The organism is Gillisia sp. JM1, assembly GCF_000424645.1.
Taxonomy (GTDB): domain Bacteria; phylum Bacteroidota; class Bacteroidia; order Flavobacteriales; family Flavobacteriaceae; genus Gillisia.
Map to the genome: position 1 here is coordinate 786,289 of NZ_KE384219.1, position 24,399 is coordinate 810,687.

Genomic DNA, 24,399 nt, shown 5'->3' on the forward strand with positions numbered 1-24,399 from the left:
AAAAGGGATCCCGATATCGCTCTGCTCATCGGGATAAGCGATTCGCACGCTTTTACCTAAAAAAAGTTCCCAGAAAGAAGAGATCCCGATCTCGCTGCGCTCATCGGGATAAGCGATTCGCACACATTTCAATAAAATTGAAATGTGGCTCTCTGCTTACATGTTTCTTCTATACTGCCCACCAACTTCAAACATTGCTGAAGTGATTTGACCTAAAGAACAAACTTTGGTTGCATCCATTAAAACTTCGAATAAATTCTCATTCTTTATAGCTGCTTCCTGAATCAATTCCAAGGCTTTTGCAGATTCGTCTCCAAAGGCTTTATGCAAGTTCTTCAAAGTGCTTATCTGGTATTGTTTTTCTTCTTCCGTAGCTCTAATAACCTCTCCAGGAGTTACTGTTGGAGAACCTGTAGAACTTAAAAAGGTATTCACTCCAATAATTGGAAATTCACCGTTATGCTTCAAAGTTTCATAATACAAGCTTTCCTCCTGGATCTTACTTCTTTGGTACATAGTTTCCATAGCACCTAATACGCCACCCCTTTCGGTAATTCTATCGAATTCTAAAAGAACAGCTTCTTCCACAAGATCTGTTAACTCTTCTATGATAAAAGCTCCCTGAATCGGATTCTCGTTCTTGGTAAGACCTAATTCTTTATTGATAATAAGCTGAATAGCCATCGCTCTTCTTACTGAAGCCTCTGTAGGTGTTGTAATAGCTTCATCGTACGCATTTGTATGCAAGGAGTTACAGTTGTCATATATAGCATAGAGCGCCTGAAGCGTGGTTCTAATGTCATTGAAATCTATTTCCTGTGCATGTAAAGAACGTCCTGAGGTCTGAATGTGATATTTCAACATTTGAGCTCTTGGATTTGCTCCGTACTTATACTTCATCGCTTTTGCCCAGATCTTTCGGGCAACTCTTCCGATTACGGCATATTCTGGATCTACTCCGTTAGAGAAAAAGAACGAAAGGTTTGGTCCAAATTTATTGATATCCATCCCACGACTCAGGTAATACTCTACATAAGTAAATCCGTTAGCCAAGGTTAATGCCAATTGAGTTACAGGATTTGCTCCTGCCTCAGCAATATGATATCCAGAAATGGAAACCGAATAAAAGTTTCTTACCTGCTCTTCAATAAAATATTCTTGTACATCTCCCATCAGTCTCAATGCATATTCCGTAGAGAAGATACACGTATTTTGAGCTTGATCTTCCTTTAAAATATCTGCTTGAACTGTTCCACGAACAACATTCAACGTATCTTTTTTGATCTTAGCATAAATATCTGCCGGAAGCACAAGGTCTCCCGTGACTCCTAACAACATCAATCCCAGGCCGTTGTTTCCTTCTGGAAGCGGACCTTGATATGCAGGGCGATCTATTTTTTTATCCTTATATATCTTCTTGATCTTCTCTTCTACCTCATCCTGAAGATCGTTTTCTACGATATGTTTTTCACATTGCTGATCTATAGCAGCATTCATGAAGAATCCTAATAACATTGGAGCAGGACCATTAATGGTCATACTCACAGAGGTCATGGCATCGGCCAAATCGAATCCGGAATATAACTTCTTAGCATCGTCCAAGCAACAAATGGATACACCTGCGTTTCCTATTTTTCCGTAGATATCTGGTCTTAAATCTGGATCATTCCCGTAAAGTGTCACAGAATCGAAGGCTGTAGAAAGTCTCTTTGCCGGTAATCCCGCACTTACATAATGAAAGCGTCTATTTGTTCTTTCTGGTCCGCCTTCGCCAGCAAACATTCTGGAAGGATCTTCTCCGGCTCTTTTAAAAGGATATAATCCCGCAGTGTAAGGAAACTCTCCAGGAACATTTTCTTGCAAACACCATTTTAAGATGTCTCCCCAAGCTTGATACTTTGGTAAAGCGATCTTCGGAATTTGAGAATGAGATAAAGATTCGGTATGCGTTTCTATCCTAAGTTCCTTATCTCTTACTTTAAAGGAATATATCGGCTCTTTATATTTATTTACTTTTTCTTCCCAACCAGTAATGATCTCCCAATTGTATGGATCTAGATTTAATTTAACGCGATCAAATTCAGCAATTAAAAGTTTAATGAAATCTTTGTCTACTTCCTTCTGTATTTGTTTTAGAATTTTTTCACTGTTCAAGCCATTCTTATCTAAATAAGACTTCTCATCTTCGTTTGAGGTAACATTATTAACAGATCCTATTGTTTTATAAATTCCGTAAAGTTTTTGTGCAACTTCCTGTTGACTGCCTGCTGTCTTATCATATTTCCTGTTATTCTCAGAAATTTCAGAAAGGTATCTCACCCTACTTGGAGGAATCACATAGATCTTTTCGCTTTTGTCTTCATTAATATGAAAAGTGGAAGATAAAGCAGCTTCCGTTTTTTCATCTACCTTATTCATCAACTTTCTGTAAAGTGTATTCATTCCCGGATCGTTGAATTGGGAAGCAATAGTACCATATACAGGAAGTGTGTCAGGATCGTCATGCCATAAACCATGATTACGCTGATATTGTTTTTTAACATCACGAAGGGCGTCTAAAGCGCCTCTTTTATCGAATTTATTAATCGCTACCAGATCTGCATAATCCAACATATCTATCTTCTCCAACTGCGTAGCTGCTCCAAATTCAGGAGTCATTACATATAATGAAGCATCAGAATGTTCTAATATCTCAGTATCAGATTGTCCAATTCCTGAAGTTTCTAAAATTATAAGATCAAAATTTGCTGCTTTTAAAACTTCAACTGCTTCAGATACATATTTAGACAAAGCTAAGTTAGATTGTCTGGTTGCTAAGGAACGCATATAAACTCGAGAGTCATTAATTGCATTCATTCGGATTCTATCTCCTAACAATGCGCCACCTGTTTTACGTTTTGAAGGATCTACAGAAATAATTCCAATGGTCTTCTCTGGAAAGTCTATTAAGAATCTTCTAACCAATTCATCAACCAAGGAGGATTTTCCAGACCCACCAGTTCCAGTAATTCCCAGAACAGGAGTTCTCTTTCCGTTGAGTTCTATTTTATTGAATGCCTTTTCAAAATCCTCATGCCTGTTTTCAGCTAAAGAAATCAATCTGGCGATTGTATTACTATTTTTATCCTCTAGTAGGCTTTGTGTTTTATCAGCATTTTCTAACGGAGGAGTCGGAGTATCTGCAGTTTTTACGAGATCATTTATCATTCCTTGCAATCCCATTTCTCGTCCATCATCTGGGGCATAGATTCGTGTGATTCCATAATCCATAAGTTCTTTAATTTCTGAAGGAAGGATCACCCCACCACCACCACCAAAGATCTTGATATGCTCTGCGCCTTTTTCCTTAAGCAGATCATACATATATTTAAAATACTCGTTATGTCCTCCTTGATAAGAAGTCATAGCGATGGCGTTTGCATCTTCCTGAATAGCGCAATTCACCACTTCTTCTACACTACGATCATGACCTAAGTGAATTACCTCTACTCCTGTAGACTGAATGATACGACGCATAATATTTATTGCTGCATCATGACCATCAAAAAGGGAGGCTGCTGTTACTATTCTTACTTTATTCTTAGGGATATATGGCGTTTGATCTTGCATTTTTATTTTGAATTTTTGGAGTTGCAATTTACTAAATTCGTAGCTAAATACCCCTGTTTCATCTAATTTTAAGGAATTCAGAAAAACGGAAAAAGTGTTACAAAGTTTGCAGCTGCTTTTTTTGGAATATTTATTGTTTATATTTAGAAAAAAAATCATGAAAAAATTATACATTCTTATACTTATCCCTTTCTTCTATGGATGCGCAGAATTACAAAGTATAGCCACTCAATTACCCGGAGGTGAATACGGAGTAACTAATACTGAAATTGCTTCTGGATTAAGACAAGCATTGGATTTTGGAATAGATAAACAAGTTACTAAGCTTACAAAAGAGGATGGTTTTTTTAAAAATGAATTAGTTCGCATTTCACTACCGCCAGAACTTCAAAAAGTAGATAAAACTTTAAGAGATGTTGGATTAAGCTCCTTAGCAGATGAAGGTCTTAAAGTATTGAATAGAGCTGCAGAAGATGCGGTTAAAGAGGCCACTCCAATTTTCGTGACGGCCGTAAAAGAGATCACTTTTACTGATGCCCGAAATATCTTACTAGGAAATAACACCTCTGCAACTACCTATTTAAACCAGAAAACAGAAGCTCAATTATACGCCAAATTCAATCCAGTAATCACCACTTCTCTTAATAAGGTTGGAGCAACTGAAGTATGGTCTAATATAATAAACAAGTATAATTCGCTGCCTCTTACCAGTAAAGTAAATCCAGATCTGCCAGATTATGTGACCAATGAAGCCTTAAACGGTGTTTTCACAATGATCGCAATTGAAGAAAAGGATATTAGAACCAACTTCTCAGCAAGAACCACCGATTTGCTGAGAAAAGTTTTTAGTCTGCAAGATTAGATTTTATAATATTTAGTTATAAAATTTACAATTACTTTAACCTCAACTTAATACATATTAGGAGTCTATGGGTTTACTTTTGCAGTAGAACCCTATATGATGATTGATATAATGTTATTTAAGACAGAGGAAGAGCGCTTATGCCAAAAGTATACTGCGCTTATGGAAAAAGCATTTAAAACTGCTTTGTTTGATAAGGAAAAAAGCGACAAAATTAATGCCCGAGCCAAAAAGATTTTAGAGCAGCTTAAAAGAAAAAATTATAAGGGCATAGATAAATAAAGCTGTAGCTCTTTAAAATAGTCAAAAGCCTTTAACTGGCGTGAGCCATACCAACTAAAAAATTCCCCATTCACAATTTCTATTCGAGCATTAGAAAACACTCTAATTTCATCTATATGTTTTTGCTGAAAAGGAAAAGGCTCTGAAGATAAAAGGATAAGATCTGGATTTTGATCTTTCAATAATTCTAAATCTATTTCTGGATATCTCCCTTCTGATCCTTTATATATATTCTCCCAGCCATTCAACTCTAACATAGAATTTATAAACGTATCGCCCCCAACGACCATCCACGGTCTTCTCCAAATAAAATAAGCTACTTTTATTTTTTTTGAAGACAAGTTAGCTTGAAAAGAGCTGTTTTTTTTTGATAATTCTGAAACCAGTTCATTTGCCTTTTTTTCTTTCTCAAACAATAAACCATACTTTTTAATAAGCTCTAAGGAATCAGAAAAAGTAATAATATTAGAGATATGCACCTGACATATCTTCTCCAGATCCTGTACCATTTCAAGGGTGTTTTCTTCTTTATTGCAAAGAATAAGATCTGGTTTTAAATCACGGATTTTATCTAAATGAACCTGTTTAGTTCCACCGACAATTGTTTTTGTCTTCTTTAGACCCTCAGGATGAATACAAAATTTAGTAATGCCTACAAGTTTTTCCTCTAAACCTAAGTAAATTACCAACTCGGTTAAACTTGGAACCAAAGAAATAATCCTATTAAATGGCCTTGAAATATCAATGTCACGATTTAGCTGATCTTTAACAAGCATCACTTAAGAATTTAAGATAAGAGCGCAGCCATTTGGGCTGCCATTTCTCGCTGCATTACCTCCGCTTTTGCTTCAGCAATTTCAGCAAAGTTTGATGATTGAGAAGCATAAATGATCGCTCTAGAAGAATTCACCAAGAGACCTACATTTTTGTTCATTCCATATTTACATACTTCTTCCAAACTGCCTCCTTGCGTTCCAACACCTGGAACTAAAAGAAAACTATCTGGAACAATTTTCCTGATCTCTAAAAGGAATTCTGCTTTTGTAGCGCCCACTACATACATAAGCCTTTCTGAATTTTTATAAGTTTTAGACGTTTCCAACACTTTTTTATATAATTCTTGCCCATCGCATTCCAATGTTTGGAAATCGAATGCTCCTTGATTAGAGGTGAGCGCAAGAAGAATAGCATGCTTTTCCCTAAATTCTAAAAATGGTTCTACAGAATCTCTCCCCATATAAGGAGCAACAGTAACCGAATCGAAAGCCATTTCGTGAAAGAATGCCTTGGCATACATCCTGGAAGTATTCCCGATATCTCCACGCTTAGCATCGGCTATTGTAAAAATTTCAGGGTAATTAGTCTTGATATATTCTATGGTCTTATCCAAAGCTTTCCACCCCTTTCTACCGTGAGCTTCATAAAAGGCGACATTCGGCTTATAGGCAACGGTATACTTATGAGTGGCATCTATAATCGCTTTATTAAAGGCAAAAATAGGATCCTCCTCAGTAAGCAAATAGGTTGGGATCTTATCTAGATCGGTATCCAATCCTACACAGAGGAAAGATTTCTTTTCATGTATTTGAGCTATAAGGTCCTGAATGGTCATAAAAAAATAGTATTGTATTAATTGCAAAAATAACTCTATAAAAAATCCCGCGTATAGCGGGAAATTAAATCCCTCAATGGACTTGTCCCGAGGTTATTGATTTTTAATATCTAAAATGCATCGCTGTTCTCCTTCAGCTTTTCAGTGTTTTCTACTAATTGCAGTTCATCTATTATCTTTTGGATATCCCCATTTATAATATTTGAAAGATCATATAAAGTTAAATTGATCCTGTGATCTGTAACTCTACTTTGCGAATAGTTATAAGTTCTAATCTTAGCACTTCTATCTCCACTAGAAACCATAGAATTACGCTTAGCAGAATCTGCCTCTAATTTCTTAGCCAGTTCCATATCATATAATCTAGAACGCAATACTCTAAATGCTTTTTCTTTGTTCTTATGTTGAGATTTCTGATCTTGACACTGGGCAACCAATCCTGTTGGAAGGTGCGTTAAACGTACCGCGGAATAGGTAGTGTTTACAGACTGACCACCTGGTCCTGAAGAACAGAAGAAATCCACTCTTACCTCCTTCGGGTTTATCTCTACATCAAATTCCTCTGCTTCTGGCAATACCATTACCGTTGCAGCCGAGGTATGCACTCGCCCCTGTGTTTCTGTTTGAGGGACACGTTGAACCCGGTGAACTCCAGCTTCAAATTTTAAAGTTCCGTAAACATCATCCCCGGAAATTTCAAAGATCATCTCTTTAAAACCTCCGTTAGTACCTTCATTATAATCTACAATATTACATTTCCAGCCACGGCTGTCTGCATATTTATTATACATCTTATAAAGATCTCCCGCAAAAATACTGGCTTCATCTCCACCTGCTCCAGCCCGAATTTCCATCACCACATTCTTTGTGTCTTCTGGATCTTTTGGAACCAACATCATTCTTATTTTCTCGTCTAGCTTAGGTAATTCAGATTTAGCCTCCTCCATTTGGAGTTTTGCCATCTCAGTCATTTCAGGATCACTGCCATCGGCAATAATCTCTTCAGATTCCTTAAGGTTTTCAGTTAACTCAATATAAGTTTCACGCACATCCATAAGTGCCTTCAAATCCTTGTATTCCTTGTTGAGCTCAACATAACGCTTCTGATTTGATATGATATCAGGCTGAATGATAAGATCATTCACTTCATCAAAGCGTTGCTTCACGATATTCAACTTCTCAATCATAAACTTTTCTAATGATTTTTCGATGCAAATTTACACTAATTTCACCAATTATATAGAGGTGATTTAGTAAGTCTTCTATTGGTTTTATACTTCTTTAAAGAAATCCATAGGATTTTACCATTTCTTTATTTTTACCCATCTGGGAAAATTTCACCAAACACAATAAGCCTATAATATAAAATATCCTGTCTGGATAGTAAAATTCTTCAACGTTTAAATAATAGGCCATAAAGCTAGAGATGTCGGAAATCACAAAGCCTAGAACTGCCCATAAAAAATAGAACGAAGATTTATCACTATATCTATTTGAGTATGAAAAACCAAGAATAACCATTACGATCATTGACATTCCATAGAGATAGAACAAAAATGTATGCCATGAATCATCCCACTTAGAGCCAACCATATCTATTAATAAATAGAGCATCACAATATTTATCCCTAAAACTCCTACAAATAATCCTTTCTGTAATAAATTGGCCTCTAGACTCCTTACGTAAGGTCTAATGTGTTTAATCAAAGATAAATAAGCTAAGATAACTAAGGTAAACGTCAACTTTTTAACCCAAGGTATTTCATATTTGAGTAGTAAAAAGTCTGAAACTAAAAGCAGGATGAATCCAATTATTAAAAATGGTTCTTTGCGTTTAGCCCCAATCAAAAAAATCGAGAATAAAATTGAGGTCCCAAGAATGCGTAGCCACCTACTTTCTAACAATCCAAACTCATGGATTACATAAAAGTTGGAAATTAATAGAATGGCTCCTATTACAACAAGTAAAATTTTGAGATTTTTCATTTATTTGAAATGCAAAAGTGGCAGGTTTGTAGCAAAACTAATATTATCTAATAGATAAATCCAAGATTTAATATGGTCTTTTATAGGCAAGCTTAAAATTACATGATTATTAACACATGGAATATTATGTAACCTATTTATTTTTAGCCTTGCCGATCATGAAGATAGCTTTCATCCTTATTTTCCAATCTCTCTAAAAACATGAATTTGAGTAAAAAAGTAATTCCCAAAATATTGAAGATAATAACTACTAAAGAGAATTCTGAAAACCCCAAAGTGAATGCAATAAAACACGTGAGATCTGAAAAAGCAAGACATAAAACGGAACCTAAGAAGAAAATAGATGCTCTATTGGCATACCTGTTACTAAAGGAAACGGCCCCCGTTACACAAACAATCACTGAAACTCCATAAAGATAAAATAGTATATCATAAAAAGTATAAGACTGGCCGGGAGGGACCATTTCTACTAGATTATATAATAAGAATATATTCAATCCTATTGCAAGCTGAGTTCAACCCATAAGTGCGAAACATTTATTCTTTAGGGTTTCAATTGGGTTATGATAATTAAACTTTCTAATAGGTCTGTAATTTAGTAATCTTTCAACTTCTTTTATTCGTTTGTCTGGGACTTTTCTTAAGTCTGTTTTCTTCGGGAAGAATCTCCTTATCACGCCTATTCTATTTTCCACTGTTCCTTTGTCCTGTGAGGTATAAGGTCTTGTGAAATACGTTTTAGCATTTAAGAGTTGTCCTATTTTTTGATGCTGAGCAAACTCCTTACCGTTATCAAAAGTTAATGTCTTTATCCAGGAAGAGCTAAAATTAGTAAGTCTTTGCTCCATTTTTTCATACACTTCGCTAGCTTCCTTGCCGCTTAGTTTCTCCAACATTGTAATAAGGGTAGCTCTATCGGTCATTACTAAAAGTGCCGATTTGTGTTCGCTCCCCATCATTAGATCGACCTCTATATCCCCAATGCGTTTCCGTTCTTCTACAATACTGGGACGTTGATCGATACCCACGCGACCTTTGATACACCCTCTTTTGTCCTTTGTGTTCCCCCTTTTCTGCCTTCTACTGCCGTGCTTGAGGTTCTTGTAGAGCTTGGAATACTTGGCATCTTTTCTCTTCTTGCTTTTCTTGACACTCCAGATCCACTGGTATATTGTTTCATGGCTCACACAGGCTTCGCCGTCAAGTTCTAAACGTTTGCTGATAAGTTCGGGACTCCACTTCTCAAAACGAAGCAATTCGGCAATGCGCTCTTTCATTGGTTCTGTCAACAATACTTGCTTGGGCTTGCATTTGTGACGGGAACCTGTCCGCCTCTGTGCGTTTGTTGCCATGTATTTACCAGATGTCCTTCCCCGCTTGGCAGTGTTCCTGCCCAGTTCCCTATAAATAGTTGCGGGGTGGACCCCTATAATATCAGCAATCTCACTTTTAGTGATTCTTGTTTCTAATAAGGCTTCGATTTGATACCTTTGACTCGGGTTCAATTGTTTGTATTTTTTCATGCAAGACTAATATATCAATTGATCCTAAAACTCTTGGGGCTAGCCCCCAAGAGTTTTAAATATTAGTTTCGCACTTATTACTTGAACTTAGACAATTATAAAAACTATCTTTTGAAATAAATTGGTTTGTAAATGTCTTAAACGACCAAAAACTAATCCTAATAAGGCTAGGAAGGTTGCAGTCCGAACTATAAAAAGAAGGGCGTTAAACACTGGATCCTCATAATTTATGAGTAAACCATCAGAAATTAAGAGGAGTGTAAAAACAAGAAGTCCTCGTTTATTAAAATACCATGGCGATATAAAAAGCAAGAAAAAAGAAAGCATAGATGCAAATCTTACCCAACGACCAAGCATTTCATCTAAATTGCTCACAACCCAGGTTAATTACAATAAGAATGAGAGTGAAAACAGGTAGAAAATACTTGTAGGGTTTCATATAGCTTAGAAAAAATTCTAAGTAAACATTTTAGCTGCACTTAAAGAAGTTCATTTCGCTCAATTTAAATAAAAAACAGATTGACCCTGTTACAAAACAGGTTAAAAATTAATAGTTGAATTCACCGTATTCACTTCTTATAGTAAGCGATTTATCATTAGAAGCTTCAACTCTTCCAATAATTTTCGCGTCTACATTGAAAGATTTTGAAATGGAAATGATCTCATCTGCTATCTCTTCGTTAACATAAAGTTCCATTCTATGTCCCATATTAAACACCTGGTACATTTCTTTCCAATCGGTTTTACTTTCCTTCTGAATTAACTTAAACAAAGGAGGTGCTTCAAACAAATTATCTTTTATAATATGCAGATCTTTTATAAAATGAAGGATTTTCGTTTGTGCTCCACCACTACAATGTACCATCCCGTGAATATCGGAGTTTGTATATTGTGATAGAATTTTTTTAATAATTGGCGCATAGGTTCTTGTTGGGGATAAAACCAACTTACCTGCATCTATTGGAGAATTCTCAATGGCATCGGTTAACGATTTTGTTCCCGAATAAACAAGCTCTTCCGGGATACTGCTATCAAAACTTTCTGGATATTTTTCAGCTAAAATCTTAGAGAACACATCATGTCTTGCAGAAGTAAGTCCATTACTACCCATACCTCCATTATATTCTTTTTCGTAAGATGCTTGTCCAAAAGAAGCCAGACCGACGATCACATCTCCGGGTTTTATATTCGCATTGTTAATTACATCTTTTTTCTTCATCCTTGCCGTAACTGTAGAATCTACAATTATAGTTCTCACCAAGTCACCCACATCTGCAGTTTCACCACCAGTGGAATGAATTTCAACCCCAAAACTTTTGAGATCTTGAAGCAATTCTTCGGTTCCATTGATTATTGCTGAAATAACTTCTCCGGGAATTAGGTTTTTATTTCTTCCAATCGTAGAGGAAAGCATAATGTTATCTACCGCACCTACGCAAAGAAGATCATCTATATTCATGATAAGTGCATCTTGGGCTATCCCTTTCCAAACAGAAAGGTCTCCGGTTTCTTTCCAGTACATATAAGCCAAAGAAGACTTTGTACCCGCACCATCTGCATGCATAATAAGGCAATAATCTTCATCTCCAGTTAAGTGATCTGGAACAATCTTACAGAATGCCTGCGGAAATAATCCCTTATCCACATTCTTAATAGCATTATGCACATCTTCTTTTCCTGCAGAAACACCTCTCCCGGCATATCTTTTACTTATTTCCTGACTCATGAAGCTCCTTTTTTTATGAGATTGCAAAGATACATTCTTTTCATTTTTTATGAGGAAGATTGTATGTTTTAAATATTGCTTTAAACATAAAACCACCTCTTTAAGAATTAATTACGTTCTTAAAGAGGTGGTTTTTACTTTCGATTGTTTTATACCTATCGGGTAAACAACAATTCTCTATACTTAGTTAATGGCCAGATCTCATCGTCTACCAATAACTCTAATTTATCACAGTGATATCTTATCTCTTCGAAAAATGGTTTTACATTATCGCAATATGCAAATGCTCTTTTCTCCGCATCTTCTATCTTATTTGCCTCCTTACGAGCTTCTATCATTTTGCTTACATCGCCATTTATATGCTCTATATGCCCTGATATTGCTTCTATGATCCCAATTTGTTCTTTAGAATGCTTTTTAAAATCTTTCTCGAAAATCTCCTTCAAACCACGAACGTTTTCTATTAAAACATTCTGGTAACGAATACTTGTTGGGATTATATGATTTCTTGCGATATCGCCCAAAACCCTTCCTTCAATTTGAATTCTCATAGAGTAATCTTCCAATTCAATTTCGTGACGGGCTTCCACTTCCCTTTTGTTCATCACTTTCATCTCCTTATACAAATCTATAGTTTGCTTAGAAACTTTCGCTTTTAAAGCTTGTGGGGTGGTTTTATTATTACTTAATCCACGTTTTTTAGCTTCATCCTGCCAAGCATCTGCATACCCATCTCCTTCAAATCTGATTTTCTTAGACTTTTTAATGTAATCTCTTAAGACATTGAAGATAGCATCATCCTTCTTCATACTCTTGTCTTTCACTAAAGCATCTACACTCTTTTTAAACTCTTTTAGTTGTTTAGCAACTATCGTGTTTAAAACCGTCATAGCGTTTGCACAGTTGGCTGTAGATCCAACAGCTCTAAATTCAAACTTATTCCCTGTAAAAGCGAAAGGAGATGTTCTATTTCTGTCTGTATTATCAAGTAAAATTTCTGGAATCTTACCTACAACGTTTAATTTAAGGTCAGTTTTTTCCTGTGGAGATAATTTCCCATCGGTAACTTTCTCTAGCTCATTTAAAACTTCTGTTAATTGAGTTCCAATAAATGCTGAAATAATTGCTGGTGGCGCTTCATTAGCTCCTAATCTGTGATCGTTAGAAGCACTCGCAATAGTAGCTCTTAACAATTCTTCATGATCATGAACCGCTTTTATGGTATTTACAAAAAATGCTAAAAACTGAAGGTTTTTCATAGGAGTACTACCTGGGCTCAACAAGTTAATTCCAGTGTCTGTGCTTAAAGACCAGTTATTATGTTTTCCACTTCCGTTGATTCCTGCGAATGGTTTTTCATGGAAAAGTACTTTAAAATTATGTCTTTCTCCAACTCTATCCATAACATCCATAAGCAATGAATTATGGTCTACAGCAAGGTTAGCTTCTTCAAAGATAGGAGCTAATTCAAACTGATTAGGAGCAACTTCGTTATGTCTTGTTTTTACCGGGATACCCAATAACATACATTCTATTTCCAGATCCCTCATATAAGACAAGGCTCTGCTAGGAATAGATCCAAAATAATGATCATCCAATTGCTGTCCTTTTGCTGGAGAATGTCCTAACAAAGTTCTTCCAGAAAGTTGTAGATCTGGTCTAGATGCGTATAAAGCTGAATCTATTAAGAAATACTCTTGCTCCCATCCAAGGGTAGCAATAACTTTAGTTACATTCTTATCAAAATATTTACAAACTGCGGTTGAAGCTGAATCTACCGCTTGTAAAGCTCTTAAAAGAGGTGTTTTATAATCTAATGCTTCTCCTGTATAAGAAACATATACTGTAGGAATACATAAGGTAGTTCCATATATAAATGCTGGAGAGGTTGGATCCCAAGCAGTATAACCTCTGGCTTCAAAAGTATTTCTAATTCCACCGTGAGGAAAACTAGAGGCATCAGGTTCCTGTTGAACTAATTGGGTTCCTCCAAATTTTTCAATTGCTAAACCATCTCCTATAGTTTCAAAAAAGGCATCATGCTTTTCTGCAGTAGCACCTGTTAATGGTTGAAACCAGTGTGTATAATGAGTAACTCCTTTGGAGATCGCCCACTCTTTCATACCAGTAGAAATATGATCGGCAACACCTCTATTAATTTTGGTTCCTTTAAGTGTGGCATCTTTAACGCTCTGATAAGCTTCCTTTGTAAGGAATTGTCTCATCACTGTTTCGTTAAACACATTTCTTCCAAAAAGTTCAGATCTACGATCGGTCTCGTCTATCTTAACTGGTTTTCTGTTTAAAGTTTCTTTTAAAGCCTGAAATCTTAAAATCGCCATATTGAGTTATTTTTTTAAATACATCGGCAAAAATACATTATTTCAGAATACACCCCCTATAATTTAGGGTCAAAAACATAAATTTAACTTTTTTTAATATTTGACCCCTGATTTATTTAAGAAAAGCCAATACTATAAAAATAATATAGGAAACAAAAAGAATGATACCTTTATATCTGGAGATCCTTAATGTTTCTGGAAGAAAAGCTAAAGGAATTAGCACAAAAGAAAATCCTAGCATCCAAAAGATATCATTGGTAAGTAGTGCTTCAGATTTCATATAAATAGGTTGAATAAGTGCAGTGATTCCCAAAACCGAAGCAATATTAAAAATATTAGACCCTATTAAATTTCCGAGGGAGATCGCTTTTTCTTGCTTTAATGCCGCAATAACTGAAGCAGCCAATTCTGGAACACTGGTTCCCACTGCAATAATACTTACAGAGATCACTCGCTCACTTACTCCAATCATTTCAGCAAGATCTACCGCACCGCTCACCAAAAATTCTGATCCTGCATAAAGTGCAACTCCACCAATTAACAACCAAATTATGATCTTAACCCCAGAGGCAACCTGTAAGGAGTCATCTACACCCTCTACCATTATTCTATTTTTTCTAGCACGCTGAATTAAAAACAGCACATAAATAATAATCCCGATAAATAATGCAGCTCCTTCTATTCTAGAAATATTTCCTCCTGTGTACAGGAAAAAATAGAGAGCTAATGAGAAAAACATCATTATTGGCCAATTAAACTTATAGAAATCCTTGTCTATCACTAAAGGTGATATAATCGCTGTAATTCCCAGCACCAAGCCAATATTAGCAATATTAGAGCCTATAACATTTCCTAAAGCAATATCTGAAAAGCCACTTAATGCTGCTTGCAAACTCACTAATAGTTCTGGTAACGAAGTGGCAAAAGAAACCACGGTAAGCCCAATTATCATTTTAGATATATTGAATTTAAAAGATATAGCCACTGAAGATCTCACTAAGAACTCCCCTCCTACAACCAATAGAACAAATCCAATTAAAATGTAAAGTATACTCATCTATTTCATTTTAATGCGAAGATAAAGAAAGTTATGTGTGCAGTGCAATTCATTTATCAAACTACAAAAATAGGTTTATAACTATTTTTATCGTTATATTTGATTCTGACTTGAATTTCATTTTTAAAAAGTAAGGCTATGGAGAAATTAACCAATAAAGAAGAATCAATCATGCATATCTTATGGAAACTTGAAAAAGCTTTTGTAAAAGAGGTTCAGGCGGAGTTGACGGAGGAGAATTTACATTATAATACTGTTTCTACCATTATTAGGAATCTGGAAGAGAAAGGATATGTTGCACACAAGGCGTTCGGAAAGACACATCAATATTATCCGGCAGTTTCCAAAGAAATCTACCGGAAGCAATTTATGAATACGGCTACTAAAAAATTCTTCGACAATTCTTATAAAAGTATGGTTTCCTTTTTCGCGAAGGAAGAAAAAATTTCTGCGGAAGAATTGCGTGAGATCTTGGCTATTATTGAAAAAAAGGAGAACTAATGGAAAGTTTACTTATCTATATTTTAAAAAGCGCCGGCTTAATAAGTCTCTTTTATATTCTTTATATACTGCTGCTCAAAAATGACACTTCTTTTTCAGCAAACAGAAGATTTTTACTAGGAGGTATTTTTACTTCTTTAGTTTTACCAGCCGTCTATTTTACTAAAAAAGTACTGGTTGCTGCTCCAGAGATATTTTACAATTCTTCCCCAAATTCAAATTTAGTTGTGATCCCAGAAACCACAACCCAAGGATTGGATTGGTGGATGATCGCTGGAGCCATATATTTAATAATAAGTGGCTTCTTCCTGCTTCGATTTTGCTTCAGAATATTCCAGATCTTAAAAATGATCCATTTCAGCAGAATTCAGAAAGAAGGAAAGTTCAAGATTGTCAAAACTCAAGATACTTCTGGCCCTTTTTCATTTTTCAATTATATTTTTATAAATCCGAAGGATATAAAAGAGGATGAATTACAACTGATGTTAACTCATGAAAAGATTCATGCCAGGCAATTTCATTCTGTAGATATGCTTTTATCTAATCTTATTACTGCGGTTTTATGGTTTAATCCAATAAGTTGGTTTTATAAGAAATCTGTAGAACAAAATCTGGAATTCATTGCCGATCATGAAACAGCGGAAGCATCCGGATGTATCCAAGAATACCAACATGTCTTAGTAAAAGTTAGTACAAATCAATATCAAAACGTATTGGTCAATCATTTTTATCAATCATTCATCAAAAAACGAATACTTATGTTAAACAAAAAATCTTCAAGCCGCGGCAATATTTCTAAGATGAGCTTAATTTTCCCATTGCTATTCGCTTTTATGCTGACTTTTAATGTGAAGACCGAAGCTCAGGTAACTCAGAAAACAAAGGTTGTATTGAATGATGTTCAGTTTTATCCAGACGAACTGGCTTCAGTTGTTATCACTAAAAATTCTACCAAAGCTGAATTGGAGGATTTCAGCAGCAAATTTAAAGAGCAAGGAGTAGAGCTTCAATTCAAAAAGCTGAAATTTTCAAAAGAAGGGTTGCTAACCCGGATCAATATCAAATACGAAATTGCCAAGATTGGAGATTCTGGTGATTTCAATAAAAATGGAGATATTCCGATCGATGATATTGAAATCGGTTTATCTGAAGATTTCAAAATAGAATTTCGATCTGCTACAACTATGAATGAGAAAAACGAGTTTGTAATTATAAGTGATTCTAGTAATGTTGTTTTGGACTCCGGAAAAACTCATGAAGTTAAAGCTTACAAACACAGCCTTAGCGATGTAACTATAGAGCGAATATTTATCAAGAAGCCAAGCCAACTTAATCCAGATTATTCATTTTCAGTTGGAAATAAGGTTCAATATAATGCAACCGCTGGAGATTCTGTTAGCGGAAAAGGACGGGTCATGAATGTGAAATCTAAAAATGGCAACCGCATGAACTGGGTAGAAAAAGACAGCCTTCCTTCCAAACAAAGCTATAAAATTTCCGATACGATGCATGTTTACAAAAATGAAAACAATAAACAATCTGCTGTTCATGAAATTAAATATCTGTTAGTATTAGATGGAAAAGTAATGCCTAAAGATTATGATATGAATAAGGTAGATCCAGAGGATATTAAGCATATGAATGTGCTAAAAGGAAAAAATGCAACTTCAAAATATGGTTCCAAAGCCAAGGAAGGTGTTATTGAAATTAGTACCAAGGTAGACTCAGAACATCCACTTCAGGAAGAGGTTATAATTTTTGAAGATGACACTAAAGGCTCTGGTAAATTGAGAATTGCGCCAAACAATAAAGATATCCTCGTAGTACTTAATGGGAAAATAAAAAAAAGTGATTTCGACATAAGTTCTATAAGCCAAGATCAAATTAAGTCTGTAATTGTTTTAAAAGGCGAATCGGCGGTTAAAAAATATGGGGAAAAAGGGAAAAATGGAGTAATAGAAATAACGCTTAAAGAGAAGAAATAAGATTTAACTTCTAACTATCTTTAGATCAATAAATAATACGCTATGCAATCTCAAAATTTAAAAGATCTAAAATATCCAATCGGAAAATTCGTTAAACCCGAAACTATTTCCGAAGGAGATATAAAAACCTGTGTCACAGATATTGAACAATTTCCGAATAGATTGAATAAATTGGTGCCTTACCTTTCTGCAAGTGAGTTAAATTATAGATACAGGCCTGATGGCTGGACCATAAAGCAAGTGGTACATCATTGTGCAGATAGCCACATGAATAGTTTTATAAGATTTAAATTATGCCTTACTGAAGAACTTCCAACCATTAAACCTTTTAATGACAGTAAATGGGCGGAATTACCAGATGCTACTGAGGCAGATATATCCACTTCTTTAAAGCTTATTGAAGGTTTACATGCAAGATGGACTGTGCTATTAAAATCTTTGGATGCATCAGATCTTAGCAAACAATATATTCATCCCGATAAAGCGCAGCCTTTATCCCTTTCAGACAGTATTGCATTATATGCTTGGCATTGCAACCATCATTTAGCACATATTAAGCAAGCCTTGGAAAATAATAAAGAAGATTAGGTTAATTCCCTAATTTTTTAAATCGATGTCGAGGTCTCTTTTGAAGGTATTGAAAGCAATATGTTTCGTTTTCACTAAAGATTGAAATTTTTAAGAGTTTATAGCTTCATCAACCCTCAATTATCTGATTTTAAATATCTTTGGAGAAAACCAACCGACCTTCTATGAAAAATCACTTTTTTAAAACACTGTCTAAAATCAATCAAAAGGTATTGCCTAGTTATACCAAAAAACGCTTAGATCTCCAGAAAGCCAGTAAAATACAATTGGCAGTATTTGGGTGGAAGCTTTGGGTAACTAAAAAGGCACTGGATTAAATCACGAAGTTCGAGGCAAGCCAGCAGAGTTGAGTCACGATGGTTCGGTGAAAATTTTTTAAAAAATTCATAGCAAAGCCACGTGCAAGTAGCCTTTCAATGAGGAATTAATATTTAAGCAAAGATTTTACAGGATAAGAATTTAGTTTTTTTCTACCATTTAGAAAGGTCAGTTCAACCAGAAAATTACACTGTACGATCTCTGCACCCATTTTTTTAACCAAATCACATGCAGCTCTTGCGGTACCTCCTGTAGCTAAAACATCATCATGCAGAATGATGCGCTCTCCTTTTTGAATAGCATCACAATGAATTTCTAAGGTGTCTTTTCCGTATTCTAATTCATATACTTCAGAATAGGTTTCGGCAGGCAACTTTCCTGGTTTTCTAATAGGTACAAAACCTGCATTGAGTTTTTCAGCCAAAAGCATTCCAAATAAAAAGCCGCGAGACTCTATACCTACTACTTTATCTATTTTCTCATCACCTATAAGTTCCAAAAACTGAGCAACAGATTCCTTTATTGCTTCTGGACTTCGCAGGAGCGGAGTAATATCCTTGTATTTTATCCCTTCTTTAGGAAAATTTGGAATCTCGCGAATATATTTATTTAAATCTATCATCAGGCAGCTATTATTTACAGATAAAAATACTCATTATAATTTAACTAATTCCTCTAGAACAAACTCAAATAGCTCAAGATTATAAAGGCAAAGGCTCTCTAAAATTTTAATTATATTGCTAACTAATTTTTTTAATCATTATTCGCTCTTTCAGCAAGTAACTTTTAGCCTTTACTATATGAAAATCCTTCATTTTAATAGCATTAAGATCAATTTTCTCTTTTTCTTCTTCTTTGTTTCTCTACTATCTTTTCAAGGAATTGCTCAGAACAGCGAGCTTTCAGTAGAAAAAATAATGCAAGATCCATCATGGATGGGAACCTTCCCCTCTAATATTAATTGGAGCGAGGATAGCAAAACGATCTATTTCGATTATAATCTTCAAAAGGATCCTTCAGATTCAATTTATAAGATTCAATTATCTCAACAAGCAACAATAGCAAAAGTTTCTCTGGAGGAACAATTAAATAAAATCTCTTCCCGCGGAGATTATAACAAAGATCACTCTCAAAAGATCTTTGTTAAAGATGGAAATCTCATGCTCTTTTCAGCTAAAGAAAAGACTACAAAAACATTATTAGCCTTAGGAGAATCTATTTCGAATCCGAATTTCCAACAGAATGAAGATTTGATTTCTTTTGAATTAGAAGATAATTTATACCTCTACGATCTGAAAAAAGGAAGCCTGAAAAAACTCACTTCAATTAAAAATGGAGATGATAAAACGAAAGACGATAAAGATTTATCCAAAAAAGAAGAATGGCTAGAGGAGGATAATTTAAGCCTAATGGGCGTAGTTTTAGAAAGAAAACAAAAAGAAGATTCCAGTAAGGCTTATCAAAGCAAAATCAAAAAAGAGGATTTTAATTTTTACACCGGGGAAAGATCTGTTTCTAATTTACAACTATCACCAAATGCCAAATATGCCACTTTCAATTTAATAACCAGAGCAGATAATAAGAACACTATAGTACCCAATTATGTGGATGCCTCGGGTTATACCGTAGACCTTAATGCAAGATCTAAGGTAGGAGATGATATAACAAAGGTGGAATTGGCTATTTATAATTTTGTCAAGGACACTGTTTATTTGGTGAAATCTAATGATCTCCCGGGAATCTCAGATCTACCAGACTATGTGAGTGATTATCCAGATAAGGAATGGAAAAAAGAACCTAGGGATGTAATTGCATGGGGAGCCAATTTTTCTGATAATGGTGAAAAAGTCTTAGTTAATGTACGCTCTCACGATAATAAAGATCGATGGATCACACTTTTAGATCTAGAAAACGGAACTTTAAAAAGTCTGGATAGACAACGTGATGAGGCCTGGATAAATGGCCCTGGAATTGGATATTCTTATGGCGGTGGGACGCTTGGTTGGTTACCAGATAATAAACATATCTATTTTCAATCTGAAGAGACGGGCTATTCCCATTTATATTTATTAAACACAGAAAACGGAAAGAAAACAGCATTGACTTCCGGAGAATATGAAGTCTTCGATCCGCAGTTATCTAAAGATGGAAAAAGCTGGTTCTTAACTACTTCTGAAATTGATGCCGGAGAACGTCATTTTTATAAAATGCCAGTAATGGGTGGTATAATGACTCAATTAACCACAATGCCTGGAAATAATCAGGTAACTCTTTCCCCGGATGAAAAGCAGATGGCAATCTTATACTCTTCCAGCAATCAGCCTTGGGAACTATATCTAAAAAAAACGGGTACTAATGCTGAAGCTATTCAATTAACTAAAGGTCAATCTGAAGCTTTTAGTGCTTACAATTGGAGAGCACCAAATAGAATAAAATTTAAAGCTACAGATGGGGCAATGGTTCCGGCCAGATTGTATAAACCAAAAGATGATGTAAAAAATGGGGCTGCAGTGATCTTTGTTCATGGAGCAGGATATCTACAGAATGCCCATAATTGGTGGTCTTCATATTTTAGAGAATATATGTTTCATAATCTATTGACAGATCTTGGATACACCGTATTGGACATGGATTATCGCGGAAGTGCTGGCTACGGAAGAGATTGGAGAACCGCTATTTATAGACATATGGGAGGAAAAGACTTATCTGATCAAGTAGATGGGGCTAAGTTTTTAGTTGAAGAGCATGGAATTGATAGGGAGAATATAGGAATCTACGGTGGGAGTTACGGTGGATTCATCACGTTGATGGCAATGTTCAATGAAAGTGACACTTTTGAATCTGGAGCGGCATTGAGGTCGGTAACAGATTGGGCACATTATAATGACGGCTATACTTCTAATATTTTAAATACTCCCATGGAAGATCCTATTGCATATAGACGTTCTTCCCCTATTTATTTTGCTGAAGGCTTTAAAGGCAATCTCTTGATCGCTCATGGAATGGTAGATACCAATGTTCATTTTCAAGATGTGGTAAGATTGGCTCAGCGATTAATAGAGTTGAAAAAAGAAAATTGGGAAATGGCTTTATATCCTGTGGAAAGTCACGGTTTTGTAGAACCTAGCAGTTGGACCGATGAATATAAGAGAATTTTAAAGCTGTTTAATGAAACATTGATAGAGGAATAATTGAGGTACATTAACTCTCGACTCCTCCCGATAACCATCTGGACAAGGTGACACAAAAAACCACGATTGTCATCCCGAGCGTAGCGAAGGATCTCAATGAAATAAAAATTATCTTAACTCGAGATTCCTCAATTCTTCGGAATGACAAACTAAAACACCTTGTCATTCTGAGACCTGTGATAAAAAAATTTATCTAGCGTAGGAAATTGACGTATGAAAGATGCTGAAACGAGTTCAGCATGACGGCAGTTAAAACAGTATCGTCACCCTGAACTAGTTTCAGGGTCTCTTATTGGGAGTAACTTTGAAAATACGTCAATGATAGCAGAGTGAAGGATCTCAATGAATAACCAATATCTTAAACTCGAGATTCCTCAATTCTTCGGAATGACAATCTAAAACACCTTGTCATCCTGAGCGTAGCGAAGGATCTCAATGAACCAATGAATATATTAACTCGAGATTCCTCAATTCTTCGGAATGACAATCTAAAACACCTTGTCATCCTGAGACCTGTGATAAAAAAATTTATCTAGCGTAGGAAATTGACGTATGAAAGATGCTGAAACGAGTTCAGCATGACGGCAGTTAAAACAGTATCGTCACCCTGAACTTGTTTCAGGGTCTCTTATTGGGAGTAACTTTGAAAATACGTCAATGGTAGTATAGCGAAGGATTTCAATGAAATAAAAATTATCTTAAACTAGAGATTCCTCAATTCTTCGGAATGACAAATTAAAAACCTTAGTCATTCACAGTTTCCAAAGCTTCTTTCTTCTTAAGATCCATTCTTCGGAAATAATCTTTAGCTGCTTTTAAAACTTTTGGAGCAAGGATCAATGTTGAGATCATTGTTGGAATTGCCATCAAAGCAAAGAAACCATCAATTAAATTGATCATCATACTTAAAGTAGTTGTTGCACCCATCAGAATACTTAAAATATAAAAGTAATTGTAGTAATGCTTCTTATCTGCTCCCATTAAAAATGAAAGACATTTTGTTCCGTAGTAAGAATAAGAGAACAAAGAGGAAATACTAAAAAATGCAATACAGATCAACAATATATAATTTCCGTAAAAGGGCATGGCATCGTTAAAAGCAGCAGCGGTTAAGCTTACTCCATTCTGATCTGAAGTTTGCCAAACTCCGGTTACTAAAATAGCCAAGGCTGTCAACGTACAAACCACCAAAGTATCTATGGCCGGACCTAACATAGCAACCAAACCTTCTCTAATTGGCTCGTTCGTCTTAGCAGCTCCATGAGCCATAGGTGCGGTTCCGATACCGGCTTCATTGGAAAATGCTCCTCTTCGAATCCCTAAAATTATCAGTCCGCCTAAAACTCCGCCTAAAAACGAATCTCCTGTGAAGTTATTTGCAGCAAAAGCATCGGTAAATATCAAACCAAAATAATAAGGCACCTGATCTAAATTCACGTATAAAATAATAAGTACCGAAATAAAATACATCACCACCATCAGAGGCACTAATTTGGAAACCGTTTTACTTATCCTGGAAAGACCACCAAAGATCACTACAGAAGTTATTGTTACTAAAATTAAACCAATTATTAAATTAGAACCAAGCCCTACTTCTACTCCATTTGGTTCCAGCAGAATAAAATTGATAGCCTGAGTTAACTGATTCACATTAAAAACGGGAAGCGCTCCTACCAATCCAGCAACACTAAACATCACAGCCAAAGCTTTCCATTTCTTACCTAATCCTTCCATAATAAAATACATAGGACCTCCTTGGATATTGCCATCAGAATCTTTCCCACGATACATGACCGCTAAACTATTAGTAAAGAATTTTGTAGCCATCCCAATAATAGCACTAACCCACATCCAGAAAATAGCGCCAGGTCCACCAATTGCTATAGCCACCGCAACTCCGGCGATATTACCCATTCCCACGGTAGCAGATAAGGCAGTAGATAATGCCTGAAAGTGACTTATTTCTCCAGGATCATCTGGATTATCATATTTCCCTCGCAATACTTGCAGCGCATGACCCAAATATCTAAAAGGGAGAAATTTTGAAATAATAAGGAGATAGAAACCACCACCAATAAGCAAAATTAGAAGAGGAAGTCCCCATATAAAAGAGGCGAAATCGGCAATGAATTGATCTATTTGAGTCATAAATAAATAGGGCTACAGATTGGTAAAGCAGTTTTGAAAATTGAAAATAATATATTTTCGATGAAGGTAAAAAGATAATCCATTTTACCAGATCATTTTTTAAAATTCGTTCAATAAAATAATTAAAGACAAACATAGGAATACCTCCCACTTAGTGGAATAGAGATGCGTTGAACATTTGGCAATCGAACAATTAGAAATAGTGGATTAAAAAAGAGAAATTATTGCTTTTAAGATTTTTTAATCAGGTAAAATCTAAAATGATGATCATTGGATGTGTTTAATCATTTCTTAATGAAATAAAATTTAACAAACGTTAAGAATGGTTTTTCTCCATTCCGATAAAACATTTGCTAGTAAAGTTGAAATTTTAGTCTATGAGATCTTTAAATATCAGTAAATCTGATAATAATAGTAATATTAATAATTTATAAAATAATGTGAAAATGGCACAAGGCTATTAATATTAAAAACACATTAAATATTGAGGGATTTTATACTTTCTCAGATTTCTTTTTTGACGGACTAATTTTTGATTTTATCGTGCAACAAAAAAAAATTAAATCGAAAAATCATATTAAAATGATTGAACTAAAGTGTTGAAAATAAATAGCGGATTACTGCCGACTTTAAAGAAACTTGAATCAGATAAAATAAAGCTTATTAAAA

20 protein-coding genes are annotated in these 24,399 nt (G+C 35.2%); 9 read left to right on the forward strand and 11 right to left on the reverse strand.

The features are described from left to right. Positions 1-156 precede the first annotated feature (156 nt). Complete coding sequence (locus H033_RS0117960) at positions 157-3,609, reverse strand: methylmalonyl-CoA mutase family protein (protein WP_026839537.1); 3,453 nt, start codon at positions 3,607-3,609, stop codon at positions 157-159. Between the two features lie 157 nt (positions 3,610-3,766). Here H033_RS0117960 and H033_RS0117965 point away from each other — a divergent pair, with 157 nt between their 5' ends. Together H033_RS0117965 and H033_RS0117970 are read left to right on the forward strand one after the other, a co-directional pair. Further along, complete coding sequence (locus tag H033_RS0117965) at positions 3,767-4,471, forward strand: DUF4197 domain-containing protein (RefSeq protein WP_026839538.1); 705 nt, start codon at positions 3,767-3,769, stop codon at positions 4,469-4,471. A 96-nt stretch (positions 4,472-4,567) separates the two neighbouring features. Beyond that, the gene (locus tag H033_RS0117970; protein WP_231367658.1) at positions 4,568-4,753 is read left to right on the forward strand and encodes a Lacal_2735 family protein; all 186 of its coding nucleotides are present in this window, start codon (positions 4,568-4,570) and stop codon (positions 4,751-4,753) included. Here H033_RS0117970 and H033_RS0117975 read toward each other — a convergent pair. The 4 genes from H033_RS0117975 to H033_RS0117990 all read right to left on the reverse strand — a co-directional run bounded on the left by H033_RS0117975 (position 4,732) and on the right by H033_RS0117990 (position 8,351). After that, the gene (locus H033_RS0117975) at positions 4,732-5,529 is read right to left on the reverse strand and encodes an ABC transporter substrate-binding protein (protein WP_026839540.1); all 798 of its coding nucleotides are present in this window, start codon (positions 5,527-5,529) and stop codon (positions 4,732-4,734) included. The two genes, H033_RS0117970 and H033_RS0117975, sit on opposite strands and share 22 nt — an antisense overlap. Before the next feature lie 11 nt (positions 5,530-5,540). After that, positions 5,541-6,365, reverse strand: coding sequence for an orotidine-5'-phosphate decarboxylase (gene pyrF, locus H033_RS0117980; RefSeq protein WP_026839541.1), 825 nt, complete (start codon positions 6,363-6,365; stop codon positions 5,541-5,543). A gap of 110 nt (positions 6,366-6,475) precedes the next feature. Continuing rightward, positions 6,476-7,552 (reverse strand): peptide chain release factor 1, encoded by a 1,077-nt coding sequence (gene prfA, locus H033_RS0117985; protein ID WP_026839542.1) that lies wholly within the window; start codon positions 7,550-7,552, stop codon positions 6,476-6,478. A 94-nt stretch (positions 7,553-7,646) separates the two neighbouring features. Further along, positions 7,647-8,351 carry a hypothetical protein gene (locus tag H033_RS0117990; RefSeq protein WP_026839543.1) on the reverse strand — a complete coding sequence of 235 codons (705 nt, stop codon included), beginning with the start codon at positions 8,349-8,351 and terminating at the stop codon, positions 7,647-7,649. Positions 8,352-8,558: 207 nt separating this feature from the next. Between H033_RS0117990 and H033_RS0117995 the strand changes: the two genes are divergently transcribed. Continuing rightward, complete coding sequence (locus tag H033_RS0117995) at positions 8,559-8,765, forward strand: hypothetical protein (RefSeq protein WP_155827871.1); 207 nt, start codon at positions 8,559-8,561, stop codon at positions 8,763-8,765. Between the two features lie 101 nt (positions 8,766-8,866). On the opposite strand, the gene H033_RS20665 is transcribed toward H033_RS0117995, so the two are convergent. Continuing rightward, a complete protein-coding gene (locus tag H033_RS20665; RefSeq protein ID WP_051228077.1) occupies positions 8,867-9,874 on the reverse strand; it encodes an IS30 family transposase in 1,008 nt (335 codons plus the stop codon). A 229-nt stretch (positions 9,875-10,103) separates the two neighbouring features. Here H033_RS20665 and H033_RS21705 point away from each other — a divergent pair, with 229 nt between their 5' ends. Then, positions 10,104-10,292, forward strand: a complete 189-nt coding sequence (locus H033_RS21705; RefSeq protein ID WP_155827872.1) for a hypothetical protein — start codon at positions 10,104-10,106, stop codon at positions 10,290-10,292. A 129-nt stretch (positions 10,293-10,421) separates the two neighbouring features. Here H033_RS21705 and H033_RS0118010 read toward each other — a convergent pair whose 3' ends face one another. The 3 genes from H033_RS0118010 to H033_RS0118020 all read right to left on the reverse strand — a co-directional run bounded on the left by H033_RS0118010 (position 10,422) and on the right by H033_RS0118020 (position 14,999). Then, positions 10,422-11,600, reverse strand: coding sequence for an AIR synthase related protein (locus tag H033_RS0118010; protein WP_026839546.1), 1,179 nt, complete (start codon positions 11,598-11,600; stop codon positions 10,422-10,424). 155 nt (positions 11,601-11,755) lie between these two features. Beyond that, positions 11,756-13,942: a glutamine synthetase III gene (locus H033_RS0118015; RefSeq protein ID WP_026839547.1), complete on the reverse strand. Its 2,187-nt coding sequence runs from the start codon at positions 13,940-13,942 to the stop codon at positions 11,756-11,758. Positions 13,943-14,054: 112 nt separating this feature from the next. Beyond that, on the reverse strand, positions 14,055-14,999 hold the full coding sequence (locus H033_RS0118020) for a calcium/sodium antiporter (RefSeq protein WP_026839548.1): 945 nt from the start codon (positions 14,997-14,999) through the stop codon (positions 14,055-14,057). A gap of 138 nt (positions 15,000-15,137) precedes the next feature. Between H033_RS0118020 and H033_RS0118025 the strand changes: the two genes are divergently transcribed. The 4 genes from H033_RS0118025 (at position 15,138) to H033_RS0118040 (ending at position 18,390) form a co-directional block, all read left to right on the forward strand. After that, positions 15,138-15,500 carry a BlaI/MecI/CopY family transcriptional regulator gene (locus H033_RS0118025; protein ID WP_026839549.1) on the forward strand — a complete coding sequence of 121 codons (363 nt, stop codon included), beginning with the start codon at positions 15,138-15,140 and terminating at the stop codon, positions 15,498-15,500. Next, positions 15,500-17,485 carry a M56 family metallopeptidase gene (locus tag H033_RS21090; protein WP_051228080.1) on the forward strand — a complete coding sequence of 662 codons (1,986 nt, stop codon included), beginning with the start codon at positions 15,500-15,502 and terminating at the stop codon, positions 17,483-17,485. Before H033_RS0118025 ends, H033_RS21090 begins: the two co-directional genes overlap by 1 nt. A 42-nt stretch (positions 17,486-17,527) precedes the next feature. Beyond that, complete coding sequence (locus tag H033_RS0118035; protein WP_026839550.1) at positions 17,528-18,073, forward strand: YfiT family bacillithiol transferase; 546 nt, start codon at positions 17,528-17,530, stop codon at positions 18,071-18,073. Positions 18,074-18,237: 164 nt separating this feature from the next. Then, a complete protein-coding gene (locus H033_RS0118040; RefSeq protein ID WP_026839551.1) occupies positions 18,238-18,390 on the forward strand; it encodes a hypothetical protein in 153 nt (50 codons plus the stop codon). 107 nt (positions 18,391-18,497) lie between these two features. Here the strand turns inward: H033_RS0118040 and H033_RS0118045 are convergent, their stop codons facing one another. Next, on the reverse strand, positions 18,498-19,010 hold the full coding sequence (locus H033_RS0118045; RefSeq protein ID WP_026839552.1) for an adenine phosphoribosyltransferase: 513 nt from the start codon (positions 19,008-19,010) through the stop codon (positions 18,498-18,500). A gap of 181 nt (positions 19,011-19,191) precedes the next feature. On the opposite strand from H033_RS0118045, the gene H033_RS0118050 reads away from it, so the two are divergent. Further along, a complete protein-coding gene (locus H033_RS0118050) occupies positions 19,192-21,582 on the forward strand; it encodes a S9 family peptidase (protein WP_034886451.1) in 2,391 nt (796 codons plus the stop codon). A 744-nt stretch (positions 21,583-22,326) separates the two neighbouring features. On the opposite strand, the gene H033_RS0118055 is transcribed toward H033_RS0118050, so the two are convergent. Next, positions 22,327-23,730, reverse strand: a complete 1,404-nt coding sequence (locus tag H033_RS0118055) for an alanine/glycine:cation symporter family protein (RefSeq protein WP_026839554.1) — start codon at positions 23,728-23,730, stop codon at positions 22,327-22,329. Positions 23,731-24,399 lie beyond the last annotated feature (669 nt).

Coding starts and splice junctions, on each gene's coding strand:
- pyrF (WP_026839541.1), bottom strand. CDS start 6,365: ATGACCATTCAGGACCTTATAGCTCAAATACATGAAAAGAAATCTTTC.
- H033_RS20665 (WP_051228077.1), bottom strand. CDS start 9,874: ATGAAAAAATACAAACAATTGAACCCGAGTCAAAGGTATCAAATCGAA.
- H033_RS0118020 (WP_026839548.1), bottom strand. CDS start 14,999: ATGAGTATACTTTACATTTTAATTGGATTTGTTCTATTGGTTGTAGGA.
- H033_RS0118025 (WP_026839549.1), top strand. CDS start 15,138: ATGGAGAAATTAACCAATAAAGAAGAATCAATCATGCATATCTTATGG.
- H033_RS0118055 (WP_026839554.1), bottom strand. CDS start 23,730: ATGACTCAAATAGATCAATTCATTGCCGATTTCGCCTCTTTTATATGG.
- H033_RS0118040 (WP_026839551.1), top strand. CDS start 18,238: ATGAAAAATCACTTTTTTAAAACACTGTCTAAAATCAATCAAAAGGTA.
- H033_RS0118035 (WP_026839550.1), top strand. CDS start 17,528: ATGCAATCTCAAAATTTAAAAGATCTAAAATATCCAATCGGAAAATTC.
- H033_RS0117990 (WP_026839543.1), bottom strand. CDS start 8,351: ATGAAAAATCTCAAAATTTTACTTGTTGTAATAGGAGCCATTCTATTA.
- H033_RS0118015 (WP_026839547.1), bottom strand. CDS start 13,942: ATGGCGATTTTAAGATTTCAGGCTTTAAAAGAAACTTTAAACAGAAAA.
- H033_RS0118010 (WP_026839546.1), bottom strand. CDS start 11,600: ATGAGTCAGGAAATAAGTAAAAGATATGCCGGGAGAGGTGTTTCTGCA.
- H033_RS0117960 (WP_026839537.1), bottom strand. CDS start 3,609: ATGCAAGATCAAACGCCATATATCCCTAAGAATAAAGTAAGAATAGTA.
- prfA (WP_026839542.1), bottom strand. CDS start 7,552: ATGATTGAGAAGTTGAATATCGTGAAGCAACGCTTTGATGAAGTGAAT.
- H033_RS0117970 (WP_231367658.1), top strand. CDS start 4,568: ATGATGATTGATATAATGTTATTTAAGACAGAGGAAGAGCGCTTATGC.
- H033_RS0117965 (WP_026839538.1), top strand. CDS start 3,767: ATGAAAAAATTATACATTCTTATACTTATCCCTTTCTTCTATGGATGC.
- H033_RS21705 (WP_155827872.1), top strand. CDS start 10,104: ATGAGTAAACCATCAGAAATTAAGAGGAGTGTAAAAACAAGAAGTCCT.
- H033_RS0117975 (WP_026839540.1), bottom strand. CDS start 5,529: ATGCTTGTTAAAGATCAGCTAAATCGTGACATTGATATTTCAAGGCCA.
- H033_RS0118050 (WP_034886451.1), top strand. CDS start 19,192: ATGAAAATCCTTCATTTTAATAGCATTAAGATCAATTTTCTCTTTTTC.
- H033_RS21090 (WP_051228080.1), top strand. CDS start 15,500: ATGGAAAGTTTACTTATCTATATTTTAAAAAGCGCCGGCTTAATAAGT.